This window comes from Vibrio sp. 779(2023), assembly GCF_033344285.1.
Lineage (GTDB): Bacteria > Pseudomonadota > Gammaproteobacteria > Enterobacterales > Vibrionaceae > Vibrio > Vibrio alginolyticus.
Map to the genome: position 1 here is coordinate 92,803 of NZ_JAWPOM010000008.1, position 17,803 is coordinate 110,605.

A 17,803-nucleotide genomic window follows, 5' to 3' on the forward strand; every position below is an offset into this window, starting at 1 on the left:
AATTTCATGACTAGTACTAACTTAGCAGAGTATAGACCTGCAACCAGCATTGTAGAATCCAGCGCAAACGAATACGACATTTTGTCAGATTCAATTTCTGGTGATTTAATAAAGTACTTTGGTAGTCGTAGTAGCTCTAGTTCACACTTCTTTAACGACTTAACATACGACACTAGAGAACAACTTCCTTGGGCCTTAGGTGGTATCATTGACAAGCACAAAGTGTTACATCCAGCTTATGGTAAAAAATTCCTTATTTCGGATGGCCATATTCAAGGTGTGGAAGAAGGATACAACTACCTTACCGTATTAATGACAGAAGACTTTTCAAAGTCAATCACACAAGTTCGAGCGACTATCAGAGATGATTTGGGATATACCGATCATACTCATACAAAAGTCATTAATCTTAAGTGCTCAGAAGACCTAATCCTATTACTTGCTGATGTCATCTTCATGGGCTCTGAAGAAAACCAATCTAAAGATGATGAGGGCAGAAGTTTTAAAGCGATCACTGCGTCTGTTTTAGAATCACACCCTGCAACGTCAGACATTCACTTTGAAGTATCTAATATACCTGGCAACACGTTAGTACGTATACGTGTAGATGGCGATTTAATTGATTTCAAAGAATATACATACGATAGGCTTTACGAGACTGTTGATGTTGCTTACAACATCATCGGTGGGGATGAAGCATCCGGCTCTAGCATCCAAGGTAATAACCTAAGCTGGAAAGAACCTCAATCTGGTAAATTTATCTACACGTATAACGATACTCAAATTGAAATGCGTGTTGAATTTGCACCAAGAGAAACTGAGGGCGGTGGAGATCTAGTATGCAGGATTACCAGTAAAGGGGAGAAATCCTCTATAAGAAAGCTAGATAAAGCTGGATATCACCCAGTTCAAACGCTGTTGATTAAAAAACACTCCAGTAAAAAACAAGGAAATATACTGTTTGCTGGTGTTACAGGTTCTGGTAAGACCCAGTCCATGTATTCAGTTATCGATTACTTACAAGACCTGTACAAATCTACTCGGAAGTTTGTTACTGCCGAAAACCCTATCGAGATGAACTTAGAGGGCGTTTCACAAGTTAACTTAGAAGATAACTCTAGCGCTTCTGATAATGAAATGAACACATTAACCAAGCAGTTTGAACGAATTTCCGAAAGCTTCATGCGACTAGACCCAGATATCATGGGTACAGGAGAAATACGTTGCTACAATTCAGCAAAATTTGCAATTGAATCTGCCCGAACTGGCCATGTATGTTTCTCAACAATACATGCCGCATCTTCTTGTGATGTACCAGGTCGCTTGGACGGTTTCGGTGTAGCTAGATCAGTCTATCAATCATCAAACACCCTAACTGTCATCATTGCTCAGTCTTTAGTACGAACCGTGTGCCCGTCCTGTAGTCGAAGTTATGATGAGCTTCCGAATAACTCTCCATTAGTTTATTCATTAATACAAAGCTTATCTTCCCTAGAGTTACTTGAGTACCTGCCGAACATACGTTTCGCAAAGCAAGGTGGGTGTAAAGAGTGTAATTATTCTGTAGATGGCCGTGTTGGACGAACACCTGTAGCTGAAGTCTTGGCGCCAGATCAAACAATCAGAAACCTATGGGCTAAAAACGAAGATGATTTGGCTAAAGCTCATTGGCTAAACACTGGTGGTTTTACTAAGTTAGAGCACGCGATTTATAAAATGTGCAAAGGGATATTGGACCCTGAGATGATAGAACGTGAAATCGATCAACTTGCGGTCTCTCGATTGGTTCGTGAAGAGCTAAATGTTTCTCTCTACCACCCAGAGGTTTAATTAATGGAAAACGATATTAACCAAAAATTGCTCAAAATAAAGAGTCAATACCTTAGTGATGACTTCATTGATACCTTAAAGCTAAAGTCTACAAACTATCGTGTGGGCTCAAAGAGAAAGTCTCAACTTCTAGAGAAAATTGCATCACGTTTAGCAGATGGTGATTCCATCTTAAATGTATTGGACTCCCTCTATGAGGCCTATAAATCCCAACAACCAAAATCTCCAGAAACAAAATTTGTGAAATACCTGGCTGACCGGTATAGGTACAAACCAGTTATCTCTTATATGCTCGCTCCATTCTTTGATAAAACTACGATTGGTGTTGCCTACGCAATTGAGAAAAAAACAGCTGCCTATAAGGTAATACGTATTTGTGTCAGTCAGCTGCAGCGTAAACAACAGATGAGGGGGGCTGGTTTTTTAGGGATAGTCGGTCCTATCATAGGTGTTGGTTTAATCATGCTTATTTGTAGCCTTGCTCATTTATACATCTATGCAGTGTTGTTCAAAGGACTAAATATAAAACCAACTCCAATGATGAGTTTTGCAAGAGAGTTTACAAAAACTGTATACGAGATAAGCCCATTTGTTACTGCATTTCTTGTAATTTACGGAGTATGGGTAGTTTGGAGTTTACCCAATCAAATACATCGGAGATTAACTAAATTACCACCTTGGAATGTTGTTGACGCGATTAACTCTGCTATAACTCTGCAAACATTCAACGCCCTTTTGAAAGTGGGGATGCCTTCTTCAGAGGCACTAAAGCTGGTAGGTTCCCACTCAACGCCATATGTAAAACATTGGTGTCAAAAAATGCGTCTAAGCATGATTGGAGGAAAGAGTGAGGGGCAAGCTCTCGCTTGTGATTTCTTTAGTAGAGAACCAAGAATTGAGATTGAGTCATATGCTACAACCTCAGACTTTACAAATAAACTAGACGATATCACCGAAGAAGTATTTGCTAACACTGAAACGCTCGTGAAAAAGCTTACGACAGGGATCATGCTAGGCTGCATGATGGCTGTGTTAAGTGTAAACGCGATAGTAGGTCTCTCCATTTCTACAATTGGCCAAAACCTTAATTAACCTTGATAGTTCTATTAACAAGTTGTAACACTGATATTCCACTTGATTGATATATATCAATCATGTATAAAATCCAATAGCTTTTAACAAGGAAAAATAGCTATGTTATTCAAACCTAAACGTAATAATCCAAATAAACTTAACCGTATTCACGCAAAGCGACGTGGTGTATTTCTATCTACAGAACTCCAGCTTGTTTTGGCATTCTTGGGGGTAATGGTTGTTGGTTATGCAACTACCATGGGAGACTCCGGGGCTGAAAAACTTGTCGATGATGCAGAGAAAGCTTTACTACAAGCTTCAGACGAACTTAGACGAACAGTCGGTGGTTTCGGTTCTTACGCATCTGTTGACAATACAGATTGTTACGACAAGAACATCTGGCCATCCAGTTGGTTAAGTGCAACTCAAGATGAATTTACAACTCCATTCTCTGACAACGGTTTGACCTGTGGAAGCGTTGATACTGCTACTAACCGTGATGGCATTACGTCCACAGGTACAGGGAAGTTCTACACTTTCACATTCTCTAACGTAGAAACAGATCAGTGCAACCTCCTGGTTGGCCGTGTATTCCAAAATTTCGTTGAGATCCAGGTTGAAGGTACGCGAATTGATGGCAATGACACTCTTAAAACACAGTGTGCATCTGGCGATGAAGTAGCAATCACATTCATCAACCGTTAATCATTATTACTAAGAGTGGCCAATATGCTGCCTAGAACCTCAATCAAAAGACAAAGAGGCTTTTTCCTTCAACTTGGCATATTGGCCTCTACTGTCGCTTTAAGTATCATCATGTCCACTTACCTCATGATGAAAAGTGATCAATACGAATCTCAAGTAGACCAACTTCAAGGGCAGCGTATAGCAACGCTGCTTCATGCTATCAAGAATGCCTCAAGACAAAGTGGCGCATTAGCCCAATGGAATCAGCCGGGCCAACCCTTCCAAAACGGTGCTGAGCACATTGGAACAATGTGGTTGAAGCCAAACACCTGTGGTGGTACCCAAACATCTGAGTTCCTATTCTGTGACTTCGAAGATTCCCCTAGAATTGGGGATAACATGCAATACAAAACTGAAGTTACAAATGATGGAACCCAGGTCGAACTCAAATTAACTGTCTCAAATACTGCTGAAACTCGGGGATTTGACTTCTCTGGTGAAAACGGAGTCAAACGTTCATGTACTATAGCCCGGATTGCTGGTGGAGGTTTGGCAAACCTAAATTCAGGCACCTCTATCTCGCAAGTGGATTGCGACTTTGATACAGGTATCATTACTATGGATATCACTTGGGGCACAAGCTTCTCTGATGACCTGAGTATCCATGGTACAAACTCACCGTTAGCTACAATCGACTGGAATGGACAGGATGTCGATAATATGGACCGCCTTGAAGTATCTAGCATTGTGGACCGAGAAAACCCTGTATTTAGACTCGATTTGAATGGAACCAGCAACCTCAACAACATCAACGTCAATTCCATAGACGCGAACTCCGGAACTATTGACACGTTACGCTCCAATTCGGCAAACTTAACTAGTGTTCGCGGCACTGACCTTGATTACGATAACGCTGACATTGATCGTGCTGATATTAATAGAGCTGACATCAATAACGGCGATATAAATACAGCTAGTATAGGCTCAGCAACAATAGACCAAGCTACAGTACGGAATAGAATCAACCAAACCAATTCATCGCAAATGAATAATTTCGCAGGGGGCTTGGCAATCGGTACTGGTTCAAACATATCAACTCTCGAGAATGGCTCTCTTTATGTCCCTGGAGCCGTTGTTGATTTCAATGACCCCTCAATGTTTTTTGACCCAAATGGCGTTTCTCGAACAAGAGACATTCGTTTGACATCGAGAGGGGGTGTAGCTCTCTCAAACCTAACAAGTAAATATGTTCACCAAGGTTCCGCTACAATAAACGGAGTTGGTGCAATTAAAGGTGTAAATTGTGGTGATGGTGCAGGTTATGCGGCAAATAGAATTGTTGTAGACTGGCAAGATAGTAAGCGTTACCACTCAGCGAACGGTGTAGTCGTATCTGACTATTCATTAAACCGAATCGGTGTTACAAAAAATGCATCTGGCTCACAATTTCTTGTCCGCCTTTACTCGTATAATTTCAAAACTAAACTTTGGGAAACACCTAGAGAAAACCGAGCACTAGCAACTATCTATTGCTATTACCCTTAAATATCTTCCCTTCCAGGGCATACCAAACTATAATATATTATAGACTAAGCTTAAGGTATGCCCTATGAACCTACTTCTTGCTATCTTCTTTGGAATTCTTCGTACTCCGGCTCTACTTTTTTATGTAACTACAGGAGTCGTTCACTACGTAATGGGCAAGCTCGTAAGGACGGTCCTAATCCCTTTATCATACGTAACAGAGAAACTCCTTAAACCCAATCACTATCTAATCGGCCTTGGTGGCCTTCTAATACTATACAAAGGATATGAGTATCTACGTGCTATAGCAGTTTCAATTGCTGATACAGAAGTGTTTCTATATATGCCCGTTTGGTTACTAAGTTATCTTGAGTTTAGTGATGTACCATTTGATAGGCTAGGCTTGCCGGGTGCACAAAGACCACTTACAGAATCAATGTTAGATTTCGAGCAGGTATTGTTTGGTAAATTCGATGTAATTGATTTGTACTTGGTCTGGTGGTGGTTCTTTTTAGGGAGTCAACTAGGGCTTTACATCTACTATGCAGTAAACAGGCTTTTGAAGACAATGAACCTCGATTAAGACAATGAAAAAAGAGCCATTATCTGAATTAGTCTGAATGCAATCTGTGAGTTTCTTTATCTCGATGTGACTAGGTCTGACAGGTTGCCCTTAATCAGTTCTTTCCAATAGTTTGCTAGAGATTGATCAATCTTTATTGTCATTTCCACAGTGTTTCTGGTACCAATACGCCTCAAAAATGATCAAACCTTTGCTTTTTACAGTCTAAGAATCGCTTGAAAAGGCACATTTCCGATCAAAGTCTATTGTCCTCCGATAGTAATGACTTTCTTAATTTTTGCAGTAATAGTTTGCATAAATTGCAGAATTAACGACATAAAACCTATATGTGCTAATTCTATTACCAGTGCGTACAACATCTAGTGTTTCAATGGTTTTTTTGTCAACTTATCTTGCAAAACTATGCTGACTTATCCTGCAATTTTTCGCGTAGGCCATTGATACTCTGATTGAGCTTATGCGAACTTAGTCTGCAAACAGCATTTCTAATGTTCTCTATAGCTTGAGTGCTATACATAACCATATTTTCCCCTTGGTTGTTATACAGTTCCAATCTTCTTGATTTTAAAGTGTGGATTAGTTGCCAGCTTTTTATCTAGTCGAGGTGCTAACCACTCTTTAAACGCTTTTTTCCGTTCAGCTTTTCTAACATCTTCCACAGCAAATACTTTGTATTTTGCTTGTTTTTTTGGCTCGCCAAGCCACTTCTTGATAGCTGAATCAGTCCACAATCGTTCTGTTTTTAGTCGAGTTACCGTAATCCAGTTTTTCGACCACTCAACAAAACGCTTTCGCTCTTTGAGAGCTCGAATCTCTTGTTGGCTTTTAACCCAATTGGGATCGACTGCAAACTGCTTGTGGCCGATAAACCTACCGCGAGGCTTAGGCATCCTTCTCCCCCTACGACTGGTTAGATGGTTCACGGACTTTGAAGCCGTTTGGTCTAGTTAGTGAAACGGCATCACCAACCCTAGATACATTCCATGTTTCAATTAAGTTAACTTGGTCGTTTATAACTCGCACTTGGATGTTTTCTGTTTCAGGACCTATTTTGATGCAATTATTGCCTCCCACTGATTGAGAGTACCCAAACAACCAATTTACGGACTCGTAGGGGCACTCTTCGAATCCATGAACATAACCAATTTCACTATCATCAATCTGTAGCTCAGCTACAGGTGAGATGTAGATAGTAATATCAGCCATTTGCTCACTGACCATTTCGTTATAATCATCTACAAGGTCACAAGCACTCAAAAGAGGCAGTGCGATAGCTAATGTTAATATGCTTTTCAATTTCATCATTTCCCTTTAATGTTTTCAGCTCATCTACGTGGCGTTCTTCACGATAAACACGAGATCATGGCCCTTATACATCAATCAATGCTTTCAACAAATCCCTCTATTAGCTCGGATGTATTCGATTGCGCACCACCAGCGAATCCAGTTGAGCTATTTAATGAAGGTAAGATTTCTTTTATAAGGTTCAATATTGACAGTCGAGTTAAAGTGTAGGAGGTCATATCTTTAACTCTTTTTGCTTCCATCTCCTGGGCGGGATTATTGATCTCCATTTCCTTATTGGCCGTTTTTATTTTCTCTTTTAACAGCCCTAGTTGCTTGATCTTAGAAAACTTTAATTCGTTATTAACAGTAAACCCTAAAGTGGCGTTCCATTCGCAAGATAGTTGAAGTGGGCGCTTTTGCGCTAGTAAATTAGCATTGATTTCATCTGACTCAATATCCTGGTTACTGTATCTCACCTTGTTCGCACCGTTCGCTCTATTCTCAAATGCAATATCACCATTTTTAATTGCCAACGTAGGCGGTAACTCCAGGCTGCTAAGCCAACTAGTAAATACACTCGAAACATCATTATTAACTGTTAGCGGGCTCGCAGGAAATGTTTTGAATGTAAGCCTGAATAAATCAATAATCGCTTCAACTTCTTTTTTTCCACTTGAACCGATAAAAAGAAACTTTAGCTCAGTATTAAACCAAACAATGATATCTTTGAAACGTGTAAGCGATTTCGGTATAAGAAGGTTTTCACACATTTCACGTAAATTCTTGACATCTTGTGAAGAAACCTTGGCATTTACTCCCCATGTCCTGGGGGAATCTTGTGCAAGCTGAATCATTTTCTGCCTGACAGCTTCATCCAATGTACTAGATGCAACAGACCTAAAGCGCTTTTCTATACGAAAAATATAATCGTTTTCCAGCTTAATGTAAGGTTTATTTGATTGCAGTAACTCAGCCCAGCCATATTTAGTCTTAATCGCACCAGTCAAAGGTTTAGCCTTCAACCTTTCAAACATTTCAGAGTGCAGATTTGGCTCCAAGTTGAAGTCTTCAGGTAACTTGTAAATCACAAAGGTTTTAAACATTATTTACCTCGGCTTTATTGGAAAGTGGCAGTAACCGCATAGGATCTTTTTTGATGGCAACTAAAAATGAATACACAGAACCAAAGCGATTGGTGTCATATTGCCAATATAAATGCAGGTAATGAAAATAGATAAAGGAAGTAAATGCACTTAGCAAGGTCAAATACATGGATGTCATTAGGTAACTAAATTGAACCTCCGAGGTTACTATCGTTACAATAATGAATTTGGCAACACTGTTTACAGCAAAGAAGCAAAAAGCCAATACAAAAAATAGCGTTAGCCAAATAGACAGCTGTAGGTTTCTGGCTTTGCCTTCAACCTGTTCATCATTCATGTCGAAACCAGCTTTAACAACCTCATCAAAAGGTACAAGATTGAAGTGTACGGGGGTCTCCATGAACGGAACCATTTTCATATGGGCCGGGACAGCTCTAACAAGTTCCATGTACGTAGTTGGCTTCTCTTCGGTACGCTGAATGGTTAAATCATACCGTCCATCTTCCCCTTTTTTTAAAATCAAACGGTTCGCTGATTCAGAGGCAGTCAACTGAGGTAGATGAGGGTTAATTTCAAGCATATCGTTTGCTAGCTGCTCATTGGAATCACTGGGACGCTCCTCGTGTTTTAGAACCAACAAACGATTTCTGTCTTTCTGCAAATCAGGAATACCTCCATTAGCCTCTGAAAGCACACTCGATTCAACCAAGCTATAACCATGTTTCAGTAGATACTCTCTATTGACTTCGGTGTATGAGTCTAGATAAGGCAGGGACGTTAAAGGGTCAAAAGATTGCTGATAATCTCTTGCAGACTTTATTTCATTAAGTAGGCCTCCAGGGAGCCTGTATTCATTATGAATACTCTCCAGTGCTCTATCTATAGGGGTTATATGAACCCACTCAGTCCAAAACCTCAGTCTAAACATATTCCATGTCCAATCATTAGGTTTTTTGCTTGTAGCGCTTTTAAAAACAGTTGAAAGTATCATAGATTACATAGTCCTATTTGCTTGCACTTGGTGGTCGTTCAGACTTTTCACCATTTCCTTTGGTGCCATTTCCGTTATTACCACTGCCATTATTTTCATTGCCTTGCTGATCCTGTTGAGGTTGTTGTTTCTGAAGTGAACCATTAAAAGCATCAGACATTTTGTTGAAGGTACCATTGGTTGCTGATAGGTACTGTTCAGAATCACCAAATTGACCAATAGCATCCGTAGCAACCCAAGACATTAAATTGTTGGCTAATAAGTTCGGAGCTTTCAGACAATAAGTAAGTAAACCAAATAGAACGATAGGATATCCTCCTGTAAGCATAACTAAATCAAAAAGGTCCCAAGAGGAAGGTAGATTAACTCCAATTGACTTCCACCAAACGCTATTAAGGAAAGCTAAGCTGAGGTTACACATTGCAAACCCCAGCATTAGTCCAATTACATGAAGAGTCGGCCTCAGGAATATTGCTCCGTAGAGAGCGGCCATTCTTAGACCATGAACAGCCATTAGCCCTTCACCTGCAGCAGAAGCTAATAAAGCACTGCCCAGGGCAATGCCTGCCAGAGCTTCGGCACAAATGATGAAAAAAGCGGTAACAACAAATAGGAATGTAATTATTGGCACCATGGGCAATACATTTCCTAATATAAAAGCACCTAGAAGGCTTGATACAACCAATGGGGCTACTGTTTTAACGAAGAAGGCCAAAGGTATAGCGAATGGAGCTGACAAAGCAGAACTCTCGAGGGCACCTTTGATTACATCTGCGCCTTCAGTTGCCAATACAACGATGTACCAAATGTTCTTAAGCGCTTCACCTAACGTAGATAATAACGCCAAAGCATTTGTAGACCCTGTAACGTCGAATAGAGCTCCATCATAGTCAATGCCGCTCATCCCTGGCGTTTCTATTGCAGATGCCAGATTACCATTATAATTACCAAGGCTTAGAGCTGAGCTTAATATTCCGGAAGCAACAGATACTATTGCAGACTCGTTGCCAGTCGCCGCTGCTTTTGCGTTTTCATTTGTCGAGTGAACGGCCATTAGTGCGGACCAGTTATTCAACTTCTGCGCCTCAGGCCAATCTGATTTTATGTCTCCACTCATTGCAAGTTGTTCAGTTAAGTTCCAAGTGAACTTTGGAAAATTGCTTGCCAGCCAATACGTCTTACATTCGTTTGCTTCATCTATTTCATCATCAAGAGAGGAATCGAAAAGGTTTATACTTGGAATCCATGAGAATACAGAACGGCAGAAACTAGTTCTTTCAGGTATATTTGTACTCATTACATTGTCTAATGAAAAACCTACTCCAGATGAAGCTAATTGCATCATTCCATTCATACGGCTAAACGCTAGAGGAGCCATCATCCAGCCCCCTTCTGTTAACTCTTCGACCAGCGAGGATGAGCCTGATATGCTGATATTCGCTTTAGAACTACCGCAGCGACTTGCTTCATATTGACCCTGCCAAGACTGAGATAACTCCCCCATATAACCGCGCTCTACAACTTTAGACTTACACATTGCTAAATCAACGTGCGCTTTGAATAGGTTTTCAGCTAACTCTTTAGAGCCTAATTCATTGAGTAAATATTCACGATAATAAGAGTCATCACTTCTTCGCATTGCCGTTACATATTTTGATAAATCTGCGTTCTTCAGCCGCGATAACATACTCGATACAAGCGTGTGTAATTCTGACATGAAAGTGAACGTAGCCTCTGTACCATAGTAGTTCGAGTAATATGCAAGCTTTTGCTCCACTGATGAGCTAGCAGTAGGTTTACGGGCGAAATCAAACCTGATTGAACCACAGGCTCCTCCACGAAATTCTAAAATAGCGCCAGTATTTTCAGCCCCATTCTTTCCTATAGGCTCATCGACATAATTAAGAGAAGAAGACCCGCTTGAATTAGGGTACATTGAGCTGATTCGTGAAAATGATGGAAATGAGTCGGTTGGGAATATGCTAGATGTCCCATTTGAATTAATCGATTTTAAAGTGAATTTTCTATCATTTGAGCTTTCAAACAACTCAGCACAAGAAAGCATAGAAACCATAGTTTCTCCAACTGAGAACACTTCTCCTACATTCGTAGACGCTATTTGCGCTCCAGTATGATTCACATAATCATTTACTCCAGCTTTCCAGGATACATCAGCTGCTCCCGCACCATGGACGATTACATACATCCCAGAAGCTTGTCCTACCGATACAAAAGAACCAGCAGCATGAATCATAGGTGCCAATGACCCCAACGCTATTGCAATTCTTAATGGAACGTATGGTGACATTTTCCCAAAGACATGACCTGTAGCAGCAGCATTCATCATGATGTGACCAGAGTTATATATGACATTTATTGATCCATAGAGTAGGGCTAAGAAATTGAGCCCCCCCAACATGACCATTAAAGGCGTCAATGTCGCTTCTACACTCTGATTACCAAAAAGGTGATGTACCCAACCACCGAATAAAATTGCTAAAAAGTTTGTTGTCGACCCTGTCTGAACATGAGCCTCTATACAAGTAAGAGTAAAATCTGCACAAGTTGCCATAGGGGACCTCAGTTCATGGTTGCAGCTGTGATAGTGTTGCTCAGTGATTGATAGAAGAAATCGATGTACACAAGGAAAATTCCGAACCCCATATGAACAACAATATGACTAAACTTAATTTGTCCTGACATCTGTGGATTGGCTAAGAGAGTTATTCCCATCACACCTCTGAAGTAAGATATAACTCCGTAAATAGACATGACCGCAAAACAAGCTCGTATAGCAATAGAACGAGTTTGCATCCCCGTTCCTACGGTAGAAACATTGACTAGGTTAGTAGCTCGCTGACTTATGTCATCAAACATTGCCGCTGAATAGGGAGTGCTAAAGTCTAATCCTGAACCATGCCAAAATAGACTCCCCCAAGCAGCTATTCCTTCTCCAAATTTCCACATAAATGCTGAAGCGATAAAAACTGCCATTATCAATTTAGGTGAGGGAGGGCTTCCATACATTTGACTCACCATGGGGGACGACGTTCTTATCCTCATGAGGGAAAGCCATAAAAAGACACCATGGACAAATAGATATAAACCCAGCCCCTGAGCTACTAAGATTATTCCATCAACTAAAATGACAAATTCATGCGTCAGAAACCGCTCTAGAACGTCAGTGACCTCTACAGCCATAATTAGTATTTCCTTGCATTTCCAGCTATTTCATTTAGCAGTTGAGTTTGTAAGCCTAAATTGAATTCGCTTGATAGCTGGGAATCCAGTATATGACCCAGCAGAGCAAGGACCCTTGCATCAATTTGAGCGTTCATTCTTTGGACTTGTTCCACAGTGGTAAAATTAGCCTTGCAAGCTTGACCAGCTGGCGTGTTTAACCAATCATCCATTTCACGCTGGGTATTTACCATTGCGGCTTTACGTGAATAACAAGACTTGTCACCACCATTTCCGTAGAGCTTTATTTGCTCAGGAGAGTTATAGAAATCAATATCAGCCTTTATTTGCTCAAGAATAGATTGAATAGGGCGCCCATTTTCATCACGAGGGTTGGTGAGCCCGTTAACTCTAAGAGCTGTATTAAATCCAGCTGTTGTTCTTAGATGACGTTTAAGCCATCGGTTGTAAGCCATCTTTGCATCTGCACCCGAGCTTTCATTGATAACTTGGTTATTCTCACCGCGGGGCATTTTATTTATTTCACCGGAGCTAAAAAGTACTTTAAGCATAGTGTCAGTGCGCTCTTTCTCATCAGTCGATTTGGAGTAGCCACCTTCACCCATGCCGGGTAAAACACCTTTTATATTTAATAAATCGAGTTCAACAGTATCTCCATGCGTAACGCCCTCTAAAAGTGATACAGACTCATCTGCTAATGATTGCAGCCCTGTTTCACATCTATCTCCTTCACATTCAATTTCATCTGAAAGCTGCACAGCAAAATCAAGGCTATTTGTCTGGGCTTCGCAATAAAAGTCATCTGTAGCTTCATAAAGTGCAGACACCGCTGCTATGCCATCACACATCAATGGTGAGGGTTCCATCTTTGCTTGAAGCTCAAGGTTAGAAGTTTCCGAAACACTGTTAGAAATGGCCTGTGTTGATGCGAGTTCGCGCATCGTATCTTGAGATGCTTTCCATTCCTCCATTAGTTCTGTCATTGTCATTTCAGAAATCTTTAACCCCTTTTCTTCAGCCCATAACATCGCATCTTGAGCACTTTGGCTGATTATCTGACCTAAGCCTGTTGGGTCTGTACAGATTACGGCGTTTGCTTTCCCTGGCAATAAGACCGCGAGGGATAAACTTAATAACGTTTTCTTAAACATTAGCGTGCTCTCTATAAATCAAACCCACCAATATCAAATGATAGGTCTTGAGTTGGTTGAGACGGTGAGTTTCCATCATTTGATGGTTTAGATGGAGTTGCTTCGTTGAATAGTTCGGAGAAGTCGAGTTCAGGCACTTGTGTATGTTCAATAGAATGACCAGTCTTCAACGCCCTATCCGTATTCAATGCGTATTCTGAAACACCAATTTGCAGACACATATGTTCAAACTTTGCATCGTTTAGTCCAACCTCGCGATTCGAGGCAGGGTGGTTTCTTAAGATATGCATTTGTGGGTCGACCAATGGGCCGATAATTGAGTTATTGAATTTCATTTCAACCTCTAATAGACTCGAAACTAATGTCATATTACAATAAAAAACAACATCAGCAAAACCCAAAAGTCACCTATGATTAGACTAACGTTCGATAAAAAATGGATAGATGAATACTGGCAAGAGGTTGAGCCAAAAGTAATGAGCAGCATTTCATCCTTTGAGGCCAGAGAAAGCTGGGTTGTTGAGGATCAGTCTCCATCATTAAGAGAACTTAATCGCATTGCTGAAAACCTACCTCAATTAGCAAATTTCCCATTGAATCAGGATGTGCAAGAGCAAGCCGATCGATTACTCGTAATCTTGGGGTGCTTACCGCTAAAAACGTCTTTAGCTGCTTTTGGTTGGCTGGGGGCTTTCAGTCAAAACGATCACAAATGGAATTACATCGTCTCTATCCACGCGAACCAAACTCTATCGAGTCAAAGGATAGAAAACCGAAACCGGTATAAGTTTGCCAAAATTCTTCACACAAGATTAAACCTCTTCAATTTTCTAATCGAATTCGACAAGCAATATTTGAGTGACGATGCAACTCGATTGGCACTGGCAACTCACAAAAGATTAATTCAGGAGAATACTAAGGATGGATAATAATAAAATTATTCGTTTTGCACTTCTAGCTTCAGTCATTGCAACTGTCACTCCCTTTAAGAGTGAAGCAGCAAGGGTATGTCGACAAAAAGTCTCATTGCCAGCACCTTCAGCTGGTATATGTGACGTAGATACTAGCAATCCTAAGATGGGAAACCCATTTGCTTATATAGACCCGACACAAGGGTGTGATTTCTCTTTTAGTTTGCCAGGTCTACCTTCGTTTAGCCTCGATGGTTTACAAGGAGCTCTATGCGATACCATTCAGGATATTGGGCAGCAAGGCATTGACGACGCACTTGGCCCTGTACTTGATGCGATTCCAGATAGTGTAGACCTCGACCTAGATAATTTGATGGAAGGCATCTTCGATGATCAAATTGAGATGCAAAGTAAGTTTTGCCCTGTCTATGACGACAAGGGAAAACTGGTTTCGTACGAATGTGCGTCTGATGGGAATGGTGGCGGTGACATTATAGACATAGAAGACCCTGATCATGGAGACAGAGAATGTTATACACAAAATGGAATTACATACTGTAAGGATGATGAAGGAGAGGTAACTGAACCAGACCCAGAACCTTATGACCCTGAGAAAGACCCAACTTTGCCAATATGCTCAGAGTTAGACAGTTTCTTTGACTCTGAAGGTAACTTAATACCTTGTAGAAACGGTACAAGCAGACAAGCCGTTTACCCTCAATCTGAACAAAACCTTCCTAGTTCATCAAGAGATACCAACCAATCTACCAAACCAAAATGGGATGTGAAAAAAGGGTGGTAATGTGAATTTAATACTTGTTGAAAGCAGCCTTAAATCGAAGCAAGTTAACTTGGCTCTAGGTGCACTAGGTATTCAAGAAGAGTTTACTTGCGGATTTACTATGGGGAGAGTTTTCGATTTTAAGGTCGGAGACCCTTCTCTAAAGTGGTCCCCAAGGAACTCTGACGTATACCAGTATATGTCTACTCAAATTCAACGCTCAGACAATGTTATCGCTATGACAGATGCTGACGAACAAGGAGAGTACATCGCCTACCAATTGCAAACCATAGCAAATCAATATGGTCGTTCACTTGTGAAAGCCGATCTGAGTGAGTTATCACCTTTAGGCATAAAAACAGCACTGAGTAAGGTTAGGCCAATAAACCTAGACGTTGTAGCACAAGCACATACAGAACGACTATTAAATCTTAAAGTAGCCAATTATGGTATCAATCAGGGTATTGGACCAACGAGTATTCATAAGTTAATGGTTGCAAGCCATTTAATGGATACACCTACTCTTAATGTAGCTACATTCTTAGATGATGAAAGTTCCGTTAAAGCCCTAACTTACAACACTTCTCTAAAGTCAGCCGAGTCTGAATTAGTTGAAGTTCCAACGAAACCGCCATCAACCTTAAACATCTACCAGAACGTAGCAATACACTACGATACGCCTGTCTGTGATATCGCAAATAATCTTCAAGACTTATATCAATCTGGAAAGCTTTCATACGGGCGTGTGACCGAGAATTATTGGTATCCAAGTGCAGAGAACTCCGTAGAAGATACCCTAAGCGAGCTTTGTGTAGCTATAGACATGGAAAGATTTGCGGCATTAACAGAAAGAAACCAAGCCCACTCAGCTATTTATGTCGTTGATCATCGTTCCGTGTACAGCAAACATTCAGAAGTAGAAATGGTAACTGAATTTACAAAAAGTGCTTTGGGCTTGAGCGATAAAAAGACGTATCTAGCTGATGCTGGTGGACCTATTTTGTCAACTGAAGAACTAGTTCAGCCTGGTTTAAAACGCAGCTCCCCAGATATCCAGATCTTACAAAGCTTAAATGAACTTGGCCTATATAAGCCTTCTACCAGCCCAACTCTTTGTAGTTCCCTTAGCTCAGCTTTTTACATTAACTCACAACTGAACAAAGAAGCTCTAAAGTTTCAGTTTTCTATCACTAAGCGTCTTTTCCCTTCTCTCTTAGAACATATAGAGATGCGTCAAAATCCAATCACCCAACAAGTAAACCATAAAGTAGATGGGACGGAACTAACTATCACTAACAACATGGCCAACACCTTGTTTGATAATTTAACGATGAGTAGGTAATCATGATCAAATTCCATAAAAAGAAAGGTTTAGCACTATCATTAATGGCCTTAGCCAGTTTCTACGCTTTTGCTGAGTATAAAACTGATAAAGCACCTATAAAAAGTAATCCGACAAGTGAGGTTTATGTTAGTGGATCGAGTACTTTGCCAATTGAACACCTCGTTGAAGAAAAAATGAGTGTAACCACATACAAAATAATTAAAATCATGGAAGACACTAACCTTTATGCCGCCTTCACAAATAAAGGGACATTCATTGTTGATAGCGATGTTAACTTTGCAATTAAGGGGAAAATGATTGATCTGTCCAATGGCGATAACATCCTTGGTCGTATATTCGGCGCACATAAGGATGAGATACAGTCAATAATCACCAAAGAGAAGGCAATAGTTGCTTTCACCGATAGCAGTCATAAAGCTTCAGTCAAATTGAGCGACACCAAGCCCAAGCCTCAACCAATTCCAGCTGAACCTTCTGAACATAACACCAACTTAAACAGCTCTCATGAAGAAAAGATTAACGAGATTTTACGTAAATCTCCAGGAGTTCAGGCGTTAATCAAAAGAAAGTTGGCCATGGAGGCGAAACAAGAACAGCTTGAGCATCAAGAAAGTTCTGATTCTAGCAAACAACAACCCGTAACCCAGTCATCTATTCCAAGCGTAAGCTCCGAAAAAACATCTAACACAATCATGGATGAATTAAAGAACATCGAGCCTCATATGCGTCAAAAGTTAGGACCTACATACGCTCCGATGCTTCTTCCAGCAATAGATGATGATAGCTTTATTGTTTATGAAAATGATGCAGATGTCCCTTATAAGGGAACTTTGACAGTTGCTACCGATTTTAGTTGTCCAGTATGTAAACAGCTACATACTCTAATTCCTTCTTTAAATGCTGAGGGTGTAAAGGTACGTTACATGCCTTATCCTAGAAAACGGATTATTGATTACCCATTCGAGAATAACTTTACAGTCGATCAGTATATATATCGTACTCACCAAGAGCCCCTTAATAGCTTTGGTGAGTTAGTGCTTAATGGATACTGCTCTGATGATAATAAAGCCGCTTACAATGAACTCTTTTCAACTAAGAGCTTAAGAGACTTTCCAAGTAACATTTCGAAGAGTTGTGAAACTAAAATGAGGGAATTCAAGATTTTGGGCGATTTAATGTTCGCAGGTGGAACTCCCTACCTAGTTTGGGGAGACGAAGACACTCCAGCAAGTGAAAGGGGTTATATTCGCGGAGTTATGAGAAGTGATAGAACAATTTTCGATCTACTAAAACGAAAGGAAAGTTAGTAACTAGATAATAACTTTAGATATCATC

At 40.4% G+C, this 17,803-nt stretch carries 17 protein-coding genes; 9 read left to right on the plus strand and 8 right to left on the minus strand.

Translation table 11 applies throughout. The features are described from left to right. Positions 1 to 6 precede the first annotated feature (6 nt). From R8O70_RS12220 to R8O70_RS12240, 5 genes are all read left to right on the plus strand, one after another. Positions 7 to 1,830, plus strand: coding sequence for a GspE/PulE family protein (locus tag R8O70_RS12220; RefSeq protein WP_025767020.1), 1,824 nt, complete (start codon positions 7 to 9; stop codon positions 1,828 to 1,830). Between the two features lie 3 nt (positions 1,831 to 1,833). Next, the gene (locus tag R8O70_RS12225; RefSeq protein ID WP_025767019.1) at positions 1,834 to 2,922 is read left to right on the plus strand and encodes a hypothetical protein; all 1,089 of its coding nucleotides are present in this window, start codon (positions 1,834 to 1,836) and stop codon (positions 2,920 to 2,922) included. A 102-nt stretch (positions 2,923 to 3,024) separates the two neighbouring features. After that, positions 3,025 to 3,609: a hypothetical protein gene (locus tag R8O70_RS12230; protein ID WP_025767018.1), complete on the plus strand. Its 585-nt coding sequence runs from the start codon at positions 3,025 to 3,027 to the stop codon at positions 3,607 to 3,609. 111 nt (positions 3,610 to 3,720) lie between these two features. Beyond that, positions 3,721 to 5,136: a hypothetical protein gene (locus tag R8O70_RS12235; protein WP_148299813.1), complete on the plus strand. Its 1,416-nt coding sequence runs from the start codon at positions 3,721 to 3,723 to the stop codon at positions 5,134 to 5,136. A gap of 64 nt (positions 5,137 to 5,200) precedes the next feature. After that, positions 5,201 to 5,698, plus strand: a complete 498-nt coding sequence (locus R8O70_RS12240) for a hypothetical protein (protein WP_025634132.1) — start codon at positions 5,201 to 5,203, stop codon at positions 5,696 to 5,698. 539 nt (positions 5,699 to 6,237) lie between these two features. Here the strand turns inward: R8O70_RS12240 and R8O70_RS12245 are convergent. From R8O70_RS12245 to R8O70_RS12280, 8 genes are all read right to left on the minus strand, one after another. Further along, the gene (locus R8O70_RS12245) at positions 6,238 to 6,588 is read right to left on the minus strand and encodes a hypothetical protein (RefSeq protein ID WP_042776347.1); all 351 of its coding nucleotides are present in this window, start codon (positions 6,586 to 6,588) and stop codon (positions 6,238 to 6,240) included. A gap of 10 nt (positions 6,589 to 6,598) precedes the next feature. Next, the gene (locus R8O70_RS12250; RefSeq protein ID WP_213899640.1) at positions 6,599 to 6,994 is read right to left on the minus strand and encodes a hypothetical protein; all 396 of its coding nucleotides are present in this window, start codon (positions 6,992 to 6,994) and stop codon (positions 6,599 to 6,601) included. 80 nt (positions 6,995 to 7,074) lie between these two features. Then, complete coding sequence (gene rdgC / locus R8O70_RS12255) at positions 7,075 to 8,088, minus strand: recombination-associated protein RdgC (protein WP_025767016.1); 1,014 nt, start codon at positions 8,086 to 8,088, stop codon at positions 7,075 to 7,077. Then, on the minus strand, positions 8,081 to 9,079 hold the full coding sequence (locus R8O70_RS12260; RefSeq protein ID WP_083123145.1) for a hypothetical protein: 999 nt from the start codon (positions 9,077 to 9,079) through the stop codon (positions 8,081 to 8,083). Before R8O70_RS12260 ends, rdgC begins: the two co-directional genes overlap by 8 nt. Positions 9,080 to 9,092: 13 nt before the next feature. Further along, a complete protein-coding gene (locus tag R8O70_RS12265; protein ID WP_086484014.1) occupies positions 9,093 to 11,651 on the minus strand; it encodes a DotA/TraY family protein in 2,559 nt (852 codons plus the stop codon). Positions 11,652 to 11,659: 8 nt separating this feature from the next. After that, positions 11,660 to 12,280 (minus strand): hypothetical protein, encoded by a 621-nt coding sequence (locus R8O70_RS12270; RefSeq protein ID WP_025767013.1) that lies wholly within the window; start codon positions 12,278 to 12,280, stop codon positions 11,660 to 11,662. A 2-nt stretch (positions 12,281 to 12,282) separates the two neighbouring features. Further along, positions 12,283 to 13,431 (minus strand): hypothetical protein, encoded by a 1,149-nt coding sequence (locus R8O70_RS12275; RefSeq protein ID WP_025767012.1) that lies wholly within the window; start codon positions 13,429 to 13,431, stop codon positions 12,283 to 12,285. Positions 13,432 to 13,442: 11 nt separating this feature from the next. Further along, positions 13,443 to 13,766, minus strand: coding sequence for a hypothetical protein (locus tag R8O70_RS12280; RefSeq protein ID WP_025634145.1), 324 nt, complete (start codon positions 13,764 to 13,766; stop codon positions 13,443 to 13,445). A gap of 75 nt (positions 13,767 to 13,841) precedes the next feature. On the opposite strand from R8O70_RS12280, the gene R8O70_RS12285 reads away from it, so the two are divergent. From R8O70_RS12285 to R8O70_RS12300, 4 genes are read left to right on the plus strand one after another with little or no spacing between them, the layout of a single operon-like run. Continuing rightward, positions 13,842 to 14,360: a hypothetical protein gene (locus R8O70_RS12285; protein ID WP_025767011.1), complete on the plus strand. Its 519-nt coding sequence runs from the start codon at positions 13,842 to 13,844 to the stop codon at positions 14,358 to 14,360. Continuing rightward, positions 14,353 to 15,144, plus strand: a complete 792-nt coding sequence (locus tag R8O70_RS12290; RefSeq protein ID WP_025634147.1) for a hypothetical protein — start codon at positions 14,353 to 14,355, stop codon at positions 15,142 to 15,144. The genes R8O70_RS12285 and R8O70_RS12290 overlap by 8 nt, the downstream gene beginning before the upstream one ends. A gap of 1 nt (position 15,145) precedes the next feature. After that, entirely contained in the window at positions 15,146 to 16,465 is a 1,320-nt protein-coding gene (locus R8O70_RS12295; RefSeq protein ID WP_213899638.1) for a toprim domain-containing protein, read from the plus strand. A 2-nt stretch (positions 16,466 to 16,467) separates the two neighbouring features. Then, entirely contained in the window at positions 16,468 to 17,775 is a 1,308-nt protein-coding gene (locus R8O70_RS12300) for a hypothetical protein (protein ID WP_025767009.1), read from the plus strand. The last annotated feature ends 28 nt before the right edge of the window (positions 17,776 to 17,803 follow it).

What these genes read in the sequence shown, in the direction of transcription:
- R8O70_RS12230 (WP_025767018.1), top strand. Translation starts at nt 3,025, where the DNA reads ATGTTATTCAAACCTAAACGTAATAATCCAAATAAACTTAACCGTATT.
- R8O70_RS12280 (WP_025634145.1), bottom strand. Translation starts at nt 13,766, where the DNA reads ATGAAATTCAATAACTCAATTATCGGCCCATTGGTCGACCCACAAATG.
- R8O70_RS12300 (WP_025767009.1), top strand. Translation starts at nt 16,468, where the DNA reads ATGATCAAATTCCATAAAAAGAAAGGTTTAGCACTATCATTAATGGCC.
- R8O70_RS12235 (WP_148299813.1), top strand. Translation starts at nt 3,721, where the DNA reads ATGTCCACTTACCTCATGATGAAAAGTGATCAATACGAATCTCAAGTA.
- R8O70_RS12290 (WP_025634147.1), top strand. Translation starts at nt 14,353, where the DNA reads ATGGATAATAATAAAATTATTCGTTTTGCACTTCTAGCTTCAGTCATT.
- R8O70_RS12275 (WP_025767012.1), bottom strand. Translation starts at nt 13,431, where the DNA reads ATGTTTAAGAAAACGTTATTAAGTTTATCCCTCGCGGTCTTATTGCCA.
- rdgC (WP_025767016.1), bottom strand. Translation starts at nt 8,088, where the DNA reads ATGTTTAAAACCTTTGTGATTTACAAGTTACCTGAAGACTTCAACTTG.
- R8O70_RS12225 (WP_025767019.1), top strand. Translation starts at nt 1,834, where the DNA reads ATGGAAAACGATATTAACCAAAAATTGCTCAAAATAAAGAGTCAATAC.
- R8O70_RS12240 (WP_025634132.1), top strand. Translation starts at nt 5,201, where the DNA reads ATGAACCTACTTCTTGCTATCTTCTTTGGAATTCTTCGTACTCCGGCT.
- R8O70_RS12220 (WP_025767020.1), top strand. Translation starts at nt 7, where the DNA reads ATGACTAGTACTAACTTAGCAGAGTATAGACCTGCAACCAGCATTGTA.
- R8O70_RS12260 (WP_083123145.1), bottom strand. Translation starts at nt 9,079, where the DNA reads ATGATACTTTCAACTGTTTTTAAAAGCGCTACAAGCAAAAAACCTAAT.
- R8O70_RS12285 (WP_025767011.1), top strand. Translation starts at nt 13,842, where the DNA reads ATGATTAGACTAACGTTCGATAAAAAATGGATAGATGAATACTGGCAA.
- R8O70_RS12270 (WP_025767013.1), bottom strand. Translation starts at nt 12,280, where the DNA reads ATGGCTGTAGAGGTCACTGACGTTCTAGAGCGGTTTCTGACGCATGAA.
- R8O70_RS12245 (WP_042776347.1), bottom strand. Translation starts at nt 6,588, where the DNA reads ATGCCTAAGCCTCGCGGTAGGTTTATCGGCCACAAGCAGTTTGCAGTC.
- R8O70_RS12265 (WP_086484014.1), bottom strand. Translation starts at nt 11,651, where the DNA reads ATGGCAACTTGTGCAGATTTTACTCTTACTTGTATAGAGGCTCATGTT.